The organism is Pseudomonas sp. GYB4201 (genome assembly GCF_056312595.1).
This window is the reverse complement of record NZ_JBWGIG010000037.1, coordinates 53,049-64,143: the sequence shown is the minus strand read 5'-3', so window position 1 is coordinate 64,143 and position 11,095 is coordinate 53,049. Positions and strand designations below refer to the sequence as shown.

The 11,095-nt window shown below is 68.0% G+C and carries 11 protein-coding genes; 6 read left to right on the top strand and 5 right to left on the bottom strand.

Annotation, left to right across the window (positions count from 1 at the left end; all coding sequences use genetic code 11):
* The first annotated feature begins 121 nt into the window (after positions 1–121).
* Positions 122–640, top strand: a complete 519-nt coding sequence (locus tag AC0Z2B_RS26270) for a glycine cleavage system transcriptional repressor (protein ID WP_476300583.1) — start codon at positions 122–124, stop codon at positions 638–640.
* A 213-nt stretch (positions 641–853) separates the two neighbouring features.
* On the opposite strand, the gene rarD is transcribed toward AC0Z2B_RS26270, so the two are convergent.
* The 5 genes from rarD to AC0Z2B_RS26245 form a co-directional block, all read right to left on the bottom strand.
* A complete protein-coding gene (rarD, locus tag AC0Z2B_RS26265; RefSeq protein ID WP_416427223.1) occupies positions 854–1,741 on the bottom strand; it encodes an EamA family transporter RarD in 888 nt (295 codons plus the stop codon).
* Between the two features lie 52 nt (positions 1,742–1,793).
* On the bottom strand, positions 1,794–2,768 hold the full coding sequence (locus AC0Z2B_RS26260) for a serine/threonine protein kinase (RefSeq protein WP_473004705.1): 975 nt from the start codon (positions 2,766–2,768) through the stop codon (positions 1,794–1,796).
* A gap of 64 nt (positions 2,769–2,832) precedes the next feature.
* Positions 2,833–4,701: a PhoX family protein gene (locus tag AC0Z2B_RS26255; RefSeq protein WP_476300581.1), complete on the bottom strand. Its 1,869-nt coding sequence runs from the start codon at positions 4,699–4,701 to the stop codon at positions 2,833–2,835.
* Between the two features lie 217 nt (positions 4,702–4,918).
* Positions 4,919–5,683, bottom strand: a complete 765-nt coding sequence (locus AC0Z2B_RS26250; protein WP_476300580.1) for a TOBE domain-containing protein — start codon at positions 5,681–5,683, stop codon at positions 4,919–4,921.
* 63 nt (positions 5,684–5,746) lie between these two features.
* Positions 5,747–6,484, bottom strand: a complete 738-nt coding sequence (locus AC0Z2B_RS26245) for a double zinc ribbon domain-containing protein (RefSeq protein WP_476300578.1) — start codon at positions 6,482–6,484, stop codon at positions 5,747–5,749.
* 93 nt (positions 6,485–6,577) lie between these two features.
* Here AC0Z2B_RS26245 and bioB point away from each other — a divergent pair, with 93 nt between their 5' ends.
* The 5 genes from bioB to bioD are packed head-to-tail and all read left to right on the top strand — an operon-like array spanning position 6,578 to position 11,041.
* The gene (bioB, locus tag AC0Z2B_RS26240; protein WP_416427218.1) at positions 6,578–7,636 is read left to right on the top strand and encodes a biotin synthase BioB; all 1,059 of its coding nucleotides are present in this window, start codon (positions 6,578–6,580) and stop codon (positions 7,634–7,636) included.
* 6 nt (positions 7,637–7,642) lie between these two features.
* The gene (bioF, locus tag AC0Z2B_RS26235) at positions 7,643–8,815 is read left to right on the top strand and encodes an 8-amino-7-oxononanoate synthase (protein ID WP_476300576.1); all 1,173 of its coding nucleotides are present in this window, start codon (positions 7,643–7,645) and stop codon (positions 8,813–8,815) included.
* Complete coding sequence (locus tag AC0Z2B_RS26230; protein ID WP_476300574.1) at positions 8,808–9,542, top strand: alpha/beta fold hydrolase; 735 nt, start codon at positions 8,808–8,810, stop codon at positions 9,540–9,542. Before bioF ends, AC0Z2B_RS26230 begins: the two co-directional genes overlap by 8 nt.
* The gene (bioC, locus tag AC0Z2B_RS26225) at positions 9,535–10,359 is read left to right on the top strand and encodes a malonyl-ACP O-methyltransferase BioC (protein WP_476300572.1); all 825 of its coding nucleotides are present in this window, start codon (positions 9,535–9,537) and stop codon (positions 10,357–10,359) included. The genes AC0Z2B_RS26230 and bioC overlap by 8 nt, the downstream gene beginning before the upstream one ends.
* 1 nt (position 10,360) lies before the next feature.
* On the top strand, positions 10,361–11,041 hold the full coding sequence (bioD, locus tag AC0Z2B_RS26220) for a dethiobiotin synthase (RefSeq protein ID WP_416427214.1): 681 nt from the start codon (positions 10,361–10,363) through the stop codon (positions 11,039–11,041).
* Positions 11,042–11,095 lie beyond the last annotated feature (54 nt).

Below are 11,095 nucleotides of genomic sequence, written 5' to 3'. Positions count from 1 at the left end.
CCGGCTCCTACCACGACCGCGTAGGAGCCGGCCTTGGCCGCGATGCAGACGACGCCGGTTTGAAGACAGGCGCTGTTGCGGGTTGCCTATACTCAACCGACCACAACAAGAGGGTGCCAGCGTGGAGCACTTAGTATTGACGGTTTTTGCCCCGGACAAGCCCGGGCAGGTCGAACGGATAGCCCAATGCGTGGCGGACCACAACGGCAACTGGCTGGAAAGCCGCATGTCGCGCCTGGCCGGGCAGTTCGCCGGGATCCTGCGGGTGGCGGTGCCGGCCGAAAGCCATGAAGAGCTGCTGGCAGCGCTGCAGGCGCTGGCGGCCAAGGGCATCCGCGTGCTGATCGCCGAGACCGGTATCGAGCAGAGCTGCACCTGGAGGCCCATCGCCATGGAACTGGTGGGCAACGACCGCCCCGGCATCGTTCGTGACATCACCCACCTGCTCGCCGAGCAGGGCGTCAACGTCGAGCGCCTGGTGACCGACGTGCGCCCGGCGCCCATGAGCAGCGAACCGCTGTTTCACGCCGAAGCGGTGCTGGGCTTGCCGCTGACCCTGGCGGTGGAGCAGTTGCAGCAGCGCCTCGAAGCCCTGGCCGATGACTTGATGGTGGAGCTGGTGCTGCGCACCGAGCCGTGAAAGTTGTTCATGTTTATCTTGCACCTGCCTGTGGATAAGCTGGGGGAACACCGCGCAGACGCACGCGGGCCGGGCTTCCTGGCTGTATGAGCAAAAAATGAGCAATTTCAGGGGCTTGTGCACAAACGGCGGGGATCGTGCTGTGGATAACCTTGGGGTAATCCGTTGCAGGCCACGAGAACCGTGGCCTGCAGAGGTTTGAGCGTTTTTTGATCAGGCTTTGCGACGCAGATTCACCACCGCATCGATGCTGTACAGGATCAGCCCGGCCCAGATGAAACCGAAGGCGACCAGCGCGTTGGCGCCCAGCGGCTCATGGTATTTGAACACCGCCAGCAACAGCACCAGGGTCGGCGCCAGGTATTGCAGGAAGCCCAAGGTGGTGTAGGGCAGATGGCGCGCGGCGGCGTTGAAGCTGACCAGCGGCACCAGGGTGATCGGCCCGGCGGCCAGCAGCCAGAGGCCGTCGGTGGTCAACCAGAAGTCTGGCTGGGCGCTGGGCACGCCGGGGTTGAACGCCAGCCAGCCGAGTGCCAGGGGCACCAGCAGCCAGGTTTCCACCACCAGGCCTGGCAGCGCGGCCACTGGCGCCTGCTTGCGGATCAGGCCATAGAAGCCGAAGCTCAGCGCCAGCGCCAGCGACACCCAGGGCAGGCTGCCCACCAGCCACACTTGTTGCGCCACCCCTACCGCGGCCAGGCCCACGGCCAGCCACTGCAGGCGCCGCAGCCGCTCGCCCAGCAACAGCATGCCCAGCACCACGTTCACCAGCGGGTTGATGTAGTAACCCAGGCTGGCCTCCACCATGCGCCCGTTGTTCACCGCCCACACGTAGATCAGCCAGTTGGCCGCGATCAGCGCGCCACTGCCCGCCAGGATGGCCAGCCGGCGCGGGTTGTCGCGCAGCTCGCGCCACCAGCCGGGGTGCTTCCAGGCGGCCAGCAGCAGGGAGCCGAACAGCGCCGACCAGAGCACGCGGCTGACAATGATTTCCAGGGCGGGGACGCTCTCGATCGCCTTGAAGTAGAGCGGGAACAGTCCCCAGCAGGTGTAGGCCGTCAGGCCCAGCAGGTACCCGCGGCGCGGGTTGGCGGCTTGCATGTAGCGTCCTTGTTGTTCCAGGCAGTGGTCACGGTGTTGCTGATTATTGGTTTCAGAACAGTTTCAGCGGCTCTTCGTTGAGCGCCGCCAGCTGCTCGCGCAGGGCCAGCACCTGGTCGCCCCAATAGCGTTCGGTGCCGAACCAGGGGAAGCTGCGCGGGAACGCCGGGTCATCCCAGCGGCGCGCCAGCCAGGCACTGTAGTGCATCAGGCGCAGGGCGCGCAGCGGCTCGATCAGCGCCAGTTCGCGCGGGTCGAAGTCGTGGAATTCGCTGTAGCCGTCCATCAGTTCCGACAGCTGGCCCAGGCATTCCTGGCGGTCGCCGGCCAGCATCATCCACAGGTCCTGCACGGCAGGGCCCATGCGGCAGTCGTCGAGGTCGACGATGTGGAACATCTCGTCGCGGCACATCATGTTGCCGGGGTGGCAGTCGCCGTGCATGCGGATGTTCTGGTGCGGGGTGTCGCGGTAGATCTGCTCGACGCGCTTGAGCAGGTCGCGGGCCACCGACTCGTAAGCGGGCAGCAGGCTGCGCGGTACGAAGTTGCCTTCCAGCAGGGTGTCCAGCGAGTCCTGGCCAAAGTTCTTCACCCCCAGCGCCTCGCGGTGCTCGAACGGCCGGGTGGCGCCCACGGCATGCAGGCGGCCCAGCAACTGGCCCAGGCGGTACAGCTGGTCGAGGTTGCCGGGCTCGGGCGCGCGGCCGCCACGGCGGGGGAACAGGGTGAAACGGAAGCCCTGGTGTTCGAACAGGGTCTTGCCCTCGTGGATCATCGGCGCCACTACCGGCACTTCGCAGTCGGCCAGTTCGGCGGTGAAGCTGTGTTCTTCGAGAATGGCGGCGTCGGTCCAGCGGTCCGGGCGGTAGAACTTGGCGATCAGCGGCTGGCCGTCCTCGATGCCCACCTGGTACACACGGTTCTCGTAGCTGTTGAGCGCCAGCACGCGGGCGTCGCTGAGGAAGCCGATGCTTTCGACGGCATCGAGCACCAGGTCGGGGGTGAGGGTTTCAAACGGGTGGGACATGCTGACTCCTGCGTGCGGCAGGTGGCCGCGTCCGGCAGGCTATCGTACCAGACGCGGCGTGGGGTCAGGCGCCGATCACACCGCCGTCGGTGCGGCTGATGACCATCACCGACGAGCGCGGCTTGCCGCCCGGCAGGTGCTCGGGGAAGGTCGAGCCGCCGTTCTCGCCGGGGTGCTGGATGCCCACGAACAGGCTGCGCTGGTCGGGGGCGAAGCTGATGCCGGTGACCTCGCAGCCTACCGGGCCGACCATGAAGCGGCGGATCTCGCCGCTGTGGGGGTCGGCGCAGAGCATCTGGTTGTTGCCCATGCCGGCGAAGTCGCCGCTGTTGCTGGTGTCGCCGTCGGTGAGTATCCACAGCCGGCCGGCGTCATCGAAGCCCAGGCCGTCGGGGCTGTTGAACATGTTCATGGCATTGATGTTGGCGGAGCCGCCCTCGGGCTTGCCGGCGTGGACCGTGGGGTTGCCGGCCACGGCGAACAGGTCCCACTCGAAGGCCATGGCGCCGTGGTCGTCGCCTTGTTCGCGCCAGCGCAGGATCTGCCCGTAGATGTTCTTCGCCCGCGGGTTGGGGCCGCCTACCGGCTGGCCGTCTTCGCCGCGCTTGCTGTTGTTGGTGAGGGTGCAGTAGACCTGGCCGTCGCGCGGGCTCACTACTATCCATTCGGGGCGGTCCATGCGCGTGGCCTGGCGGTGGCTGGCGGCCAGGCGTGCGTGGATCAGCACCTCGGCCTGGCTGGCGAAGCCGTTGCCGGCGTCCAGGCCGTGCTGGCCGTGGCTCAGCTCCAGCCACTGGCCCTGGCCCTTGTGCTGGCTGCCGGCGTCGAAGCGCGCCACGTACAGGGTGCCGTGGTCGAGCAGGTCGCGCTGGCCGCTGTCCACCCGGTCGCGGCTGACGAACTTGTAGATGAACTCGCCGCGTTCGTCGTCGCCCATGTACACCACGGCGCGGCCGTCACGGGTTTGCGCCAGGGCGGCGTTCTCGTGCTTGAAACGGCCCAGGGCGGTGCGCTTGATGGGCGTGGAGGCGGGGTCGAACGGGTCGATTTCGACGATCCAGCCGTGGCGGTTGAATTCGTTGGGGGTGTGCGCCACGTCGAAGCGCGGGTCGTGGGGGTGCCAGTCGACTTCCTTGCTGGCGGCACTCAGGCCATAGCGCTTTTGCGCGGCGTCGAAGCTGGGCGTGGCCGCGCTGCTGCCGAAGCAGTCGCTGAAGTTTTCCTCGCAAGTGAGGTAGGTGCCCCAGGGGGTCTTGCCGTTGGCGCAGTTCTGGAAGGTGCCCAGCACTTTCAGGCCTTGCGGGTCGGCGGCGGTTTTGAGCAGCGCGTGGCCTGCGGCCGGGCCGCCGAAGGCGATGGGCGAGTTGCCGTGGATACGGCGGTTGTAGGGCGAGCCCTGGACGAAGCGCCACTCGCCGCCCTGGCGCTGCACCTCGATCACCGACACGCCTTCGCTGGCCAGGGCCTTGCGCACGTCTTCGGCCGACTGTGGGCGGCCGCCGTGGGCGTAGAGGTAGCGGTAGTTGGTGTATTCGTTGTTGATGGCCAGCAGGGCGCGGTCGGGCTGGTCCTTGAACGGGAACAGGCTCATGCCGTCGTTGTTGTCGCCGAACTGCAGTTCCTGATGGGCCGCGCTGCCGTGGCCGCTGGGGTCGAAGGCCGGGCCTTCGGCGTGCAGCGGCTGGCCCCAGCTGATCAGCACCTGGGCCTGGTAGCCGGGGGGCAGGCTGATGCTGTCGGCGGTGGCGGCGGCGATGCCGTCGAAGCCCAGCAAGGTACCGCTGCCCGTGGCGGCGTTGACGCTGCGCGCCAGCAGGCTGCCGCCCAGGAACAGCGCTGCGCCGCCCAGGGCGCCGGCGGCGAGGAAGTGGCGGCGGGTGAGGCCGGTCAGGCGTTCAAGGTCGGTGGGTTCTTGGTCTTGTAAGAGGTGCATGATCAGGCTCCCTGCGGTTAGGGGGATCACGCTAGGCAGGGGGTGTGACAGGGATGTTGCAGTACACACCTGGCAACATAATGGGGGGGCCAGGGACGCGGCCGGCGGCCGCTGCTACGAAAAACGGTGTAGCAGGGGGCGCAGGACGCGGCCGGCGGCCGCTGCTACGAAAAACGGTGTAGCAGCGGCCGCAGGCCGCGTCCGGCCGTTGCAGGATCTAAAGCGGTGTACCCAACAACACAAACGTCGGCGCAAACGCCACCAACACATCCTTGCCTTCCACCAACCCCAGCTCCTCGACCCGCGCCGCATTCTCCAGCGCACACAACGTCTGCCCGTTGGCCAACCCCACGCGCACCTCGGTTGGGCCCTCGGGGTCGTCGATGATCTGCTCCACCCGGCCTACCAAGCCGTTGTCGCCCGCAGGTGCGGGCCCTGCGGCGTCGTGCAGGCGCAGCCAGCCGGCTTTGATCAGCGCCAAAACCTGCACGCCATCGGCCAGCTCCAGGGTCTCGGTGCTCTCGTGGGTAATCTGCGCGCTCAGGGACAGGCCGGCGCCCAGGTCCAGTTCCACCAAATCGTTGCGGCCCTGCGGGGTGACGGCGCACACCCGGCCCTGCAGCTGGTTGCGTGCGCTGGTGCGCAGCATCAGGCGGCTGAGCAGGTCGAGGTCGCTGACGTCCTCGGCCACTTCCAGCACCTGGGCCTGCAGCGCCTGCAGGCGCTGGTACAGGCGCAGCACCCGCTCGCCTTCCTTGGACAGGCGCGCGCCACCGCCGCCCTTGCCGCCCACGGCGCGCTCCACCAACGGCGTGTGGGCCAGGTTGTTGAGCTCGTCGATGGCGTCCCAGGCGCCCTTGTAGCTGAGCCCCGCGGCCTTGGCGGCGCGGGTGATCGAGCCCTGTTCGGCGATGTGCTGCAGCAGGGTGATGCGCTGCGGGCGGCGGGCGATGTGTTGGGTCAGCAGGCTGGGCAAAGGCATGGCGGTAGTGGCGCTGTGTCGGTTTTATTGAGCCCACGACGTTGAACCCCGACGCCAGGCAAGTCAAGCCGCGCCCGGTTTCGGCGTGCGCGCCAGGCAATACACATCCACCCGCGCGGCGCCGGCGCGCAGCAGCAGTTGCGCCAGGGCGCGGGCCGTGGCGCCGGTGGTCATCACGTCATCCACCAGCGCCAGGTGGCGGCCTTGCACCCGCGCACGCGGCTCCAGGGTGAAGGCCTGCAACAGGTTGCGCTGCCGTTGGCGGGCGTCCAGGTCCTGCTGGGCAAGGGTTTCATGGGGGCGCAAGAGCATGTGCTCGTCCACCGCCAGGCCCAGCTGCGGCCCCAGCCAGCGCGCCAGCATTGCCGCCTGGTTGAAGCCGCGCTGGCGCAGGCGCTTGCGGCCCATGGGCAGCGGCAGCAGCAGGTCCGGGCGGGGCAGGCCGTCGTCGAAACGGGCCAGCAGCCACTGCCCCAGCAGGTGCCCGAGCAGGCGCCCCAGCGGCCAGCGCGCCTGGTGCTTGAAGCGGCTGATCAGGCTGTCCAGCGGAAACCCGTAGTGGAAGGGCACCTCCACCTGGTTGAACGGCGGCGCCCGGCGCGCGCACTGGCCGCACAGCATGCCGTTGATCGGCAGCGGCAGGGCGCAGCACAGGCAGCGCTCGTCCAGCCACGGCAGCTCGGCTTCGCAGGCGCTGCACAGGGGGTAGGGTTGATCGGCGTGCTCGTCGCACAACAAACACTGTTGGTTGTTATTTAACCACTTGTAAACCAGCCTTCCGTGACCCGGTTGACAGTCCATGCGTCTTCCTTAAATATGCCCATTATCCGTGTGGCGCCTGTGGATATATCCCTTACCCCGGTCGCCAGCCCAAGCATAACCAAGGAATCGCCCATGAGCGCCAGCACAACTGCAACGCTTCGTCACGACTGGTCCCTGGCCGAGGTCAAGGCCTTGTTCACCCAGCCTTTCAACGACCTGCTGTTCCAGGCCCAGACCGTGCACCGGGCGCATTTCGACGCCAACCGCGTGCAGGTCTCGACCCTGCTGTCGATCAAGACCGGCGCCTGCCCCGAAGACTGCAAATACTGCCCACAGTCCGGCCACTACAACACCGGCCTGGAAAAAGAAAAGCTGATGGAGGTGCAGAAGGTGCTGGAGGAGGCCGCGCGGGCCAAGGCCATCGGCTCCACCCGTTTCTGCATGGGCGCGGCGTGGAAACACCCGTCGGCCAAGGACATGCCCTACGTGCTGAAGATGGTCGCGGGCGTCAAGGCCATGGGCCTGGAAACCTGCATGACCCTGGGCAAACTGGACAAGGAGCAGACCGCGGCCCTGGCCGAGGCTGGCCTGGATTACTACAACCACAACCTCGACACCTCGCCTGAGTTCTACGGCAGCATCATCACCACCCGCACCTACAGCGAGCGCCTGCAGACGTTGGCCTACGTGCGTGACGCCGGCATGAAGATCTGCTCGGGCGGCATCCTGGGCATGGGCGAGTCGCTGGACGACCGCGCCGGCCTGCTGATCCAGCTGGCCAACCTGCCGGAGCACCCGGAGTCGGTGCCTATCAACATGCTGGTGAAAGTGGCCGGCACGCCGCTGGAAAACGCCGAGGACGTCGACCCGTTCGACTTCATCCGCATGCTGGCCGTGGCGCGCATCCTGATGCCGCAGTCCCACGTGCGCCTGTCCGCCGGCCGCGAAGCCATGAACGAACAGATGCAGGCCCTGGCGTTCTTCGCCGGTGCCAACTCGATCTTCTACGGCGACAAGCTGCTGACCACCGCCAACCCGCAGGCCGACAAGGACATGGCGCTGTTCGCGCGCCTGGGCATCCAGCCCGAAGCCCGCGAAGAGCACGCCGACGAAGTTCACCAGGCCGCCATCGAGCAGGCCCTGGTAGAGCAGAAGAGCGGTGAGCTGTTCTACGACGCCGCGTCGGCGTAAGCGCCGGTGGCCTTCGACCTCAGCGCGCGGCTGGCCGAGCGCCGCGCCGCCGACCTGTACCGCCAGCGGCCACTGCTTGAGAGCCCCCAGGGCCCGCAAGTGGTGGTGGACGGCCAGCCGCTGCTGGCCTTCTGCAACAACGACTACCTGGGCCTGGCCAATCACCCCGAGGTGATTGCCGCCTGGCGCGCTGGCGCCGAGCGCTGGGGCGTGGGCGGCGGCGCCTCGCACCTGGTGATTGGCCACAGCGGCCCGCACCACGAACTGGAGCTGGCCCTGGCCGAACTGACCGGGCGCCCGCGGGCGCTGCTGTTCTCCACCGGCTACATGGCCAACCTGGGCGCGGTGACCGCGCTGGTGGGGCAGGGCGACACGGTGCTGCAGGACCGCCTCAACCATGCCTCGCTGCTGGACGCCGGCCTGCTCAGCGGCGCGCGCTTCAACCGTTACCTGCACAACGACCCCGCCAGCCTGGCCAACCGCCTGGAAAAAGCCACCGGCAATACCCTGGTGGTCACCGATGGCGTGTTCAGCATGGACGGCGACATCGCCGACCTGCCGGCCCTGGCCAAGGCTGCCCGGGCCAAGGGTGCCTGGCTGATGGTGGACGACGCCCACGGCTTCGGCCCGCTGGGTGCCCACGGCGCCGGTATCGTCGAGCACTTCGGCCTGGGCCTGGAGGACGTGCCCGTGCTGGTCGGCACCCTCGGCAAGGCCTTCGGCACCGCCGGCGCTTTCGTGGCCGGCAGCGATGACCTGATCGAGGCGCTGGTGCAGTTCGCCCGGCCCTACATCTACACCACCAGCCAGCCACCGGCGCTGGCCTGCGCCACGCTCAAGAGCCTGGAGCTGCTGCGCACCGAGCACTGGCGCCGCGAGCACCTGGCCAGCCTGATTCGCCAGTTCCGCCAGGGCGCCGAGCAGATCGGCCTGCAACTGATGGACAGCTTCACGCCCATCCAGCCGATCCTGATCGGCGACGCCGGCCGGGCCGTGCGCCTGTCGCAGCTGCTGCGCGAGCGCGGCATCATGGTCAGTGCCATCCGCCCCCCCACCGTGCCGGCGGGCAGCGCGCGCCTGCGCGTGACCCTGTCGGCGGCCCACAGCGAAGCCCAGGTGCAGCTATTGTTGAATGCACTGGCTGATTGTTATCCGTTGCTGGAGCTGTGCGATGCGTGATCGCCTGATTCTGTTGCCGGGCTGGGGCATGGGCCCGGCGCCCTTGCAACCGTTAGTGGCTGCGTTGCAGGGGTTGGATGAGCACTTGCACGTGCACATCGAACCTTTGCCGGAACCGGGCAGCAGTGACCTGGCGGCCTGGCTCGAGGCCCTGGATGCCAGCGTGCCGCAGGACTGCTGGCTGGGTGGCTGGTCGCTGGGGGGCATGCTCGCCGCTGAACTGGCCGCCCGCCGTGGCGACCGTTGCTGCGGCCTGGTGACCCTGGCCAGCAACCCCTGCTTCGTGGCCCGCGCCGAGTGGCCCAACGCCATGCCGGCGCAGACCTTCGACGCCTTCCTGGCCGGTTGCAGTGGCAACCCACAAAGCACCTTGAAGCGCTTCAGCCTGCTGTGCGCCCAGGGCGCGGCGGACGACCCGCGCAGCCTGTCGAAACTGCTGGCCGCTGGCGCGCCCGCGACCTTGCCCGCGCACCTGTTGCACGGCCTGGAGCTGCTGGCCCAGCTGGACATTCGCGCCGCCCTGCAAGCCTATGCCGGGCCGCAGCTGCACCTGTACGGCGGCCACGACGCGCTGGTGCCGGCCGAAGTGGCCGGCGACGTGCTGGCGCTGCTGCCGGATATTGAAGTTGGCCTCATTGAAGCGGCCAGCCACGCTTTCCCCCTGGAAGACCCCCACGAATTGGCGGCTGCCATCCAGGCCTTTCTGCACGAGTCCCCCGATGACTGATCTCTCCACGCCACCGTTGCCCGGCGCCTTGCCGGACAAGCGTCAGGTGGCGGCGTCCTTTTCCCGCGCCGCAGCCAGCTACGACAGCGTTGCCGAGCTGCAGCGCAACGTCGGCAACGCGCTGCTCGAACGGCTGCCCGAAGGCCTGCAACCGCGGCGCTGGGTGGACCTGGGCAGCGGCACCGGCTATTTCAGCCGCGCCCTGGCCGGCACCTATGCCGACGCCTATGGCGTGGCGGTGGACATTGCCGAGGGCATGCTGCAACACGCCCGCCCCTTGGGCGGTGCCCAGGCCCATGTAGTCGGCGACGCCGAGCGCCTGCCCCTGGCGAGCGCCAGCGTCGACCTGCTGTTCTCCAGCCTGGCCGTGCAGTGGTGCAGCGATTTCGCCGCCGTGCTGGGCGAAGCCCGGCGCAGCCTGCAGCCTGGCGGGGTGATGGCGTTCGCCAGCCTGTGCGTGGGCACCCTGGGCGAGCTGCGCGACAGCTGGCAGGCCGTGGACGGTATGGTCCACGTCAACCGCTTCCGCAGGTTCGAGGATTACCAGCAATTGTGCGGCGCCAGCGGCCTGCAGGTTATAAGTCTGGAACAGGTTCCCCATGTCTTGTACTACCCTGATGTGCGTGGGCTGACCCATGAGCTCAAGGCCCTGGGCGCCCACAACCTCAACCCGGGCCGCCCCGGCGGCCTTACCGGCCGTGCGCGCATGACCGGGTTGTTGCAGGCATACGAGCAATTCCGCCAGCCACAAGGCTTGCCGGCTACTTACCAGGTGGTCTACGCGGTGTTGCGCAAGCCGCTGGACGGGGGAAACTGAAATGGGCCCAGCCTACTTTATCGCCGGCACTGACACTGACGTCGGCAAGACCACCATCGCCGCCGGCCTGCTGCACGCCGCGCGGCTCAATGGCCTGAGCACCCTGGGGGCAAAGCCGGTAGCCTCGGGCTGCGACGTGACGCCCAAGGGCCTGCGCAACGCCGACGCCCTGGCGCTGATCGCCGAAAGCTCGATCCAGCTGCCCTACGAACAGGTCAACCCGATCGCCTTCGAGCCGGCCATCGCCCCGCACCTGGCTGCCCGGGAAGCCGGCGTCAGCCTGAGCGTGCAGGGCCTGCTGGAGCCCATGCGCGAGATTCTCGCCCAGCAGGCCGACTTCACCCTGATCGAGGGGGCAGGGGGTTGGCGAGTGCCGTTGTCCGGGCAGGCCAACCTGTCCGACCTGGCCATTGCCCTGAAGCTGCCGGTGATCCTGGTGGTGGGCGTGCGCCTGGGCTGCATCAACCATGCCCTGCTGACCGCCGAGGCCATCGCCCGCGACGGCTTGCAGCTGGCCGGTTGGGTGGCCAATGTCATCGATGGGCGCACCTCGCGCCTTGAGGAAAACCTCGCCACCCTGGCCGAATGCCTGCCAGCGCCGTGCCTGGGGCGGGTGCCGCGGCTGAAGATCAATTCGGCGGCCATGGTTGCCGAGCACCTGCAGCTGGACCTGCTGGATTAGGCTGTGGCTATGACAGGGCAATAGGCCATTAGGGTTTTTGACGTGAGTTTATTG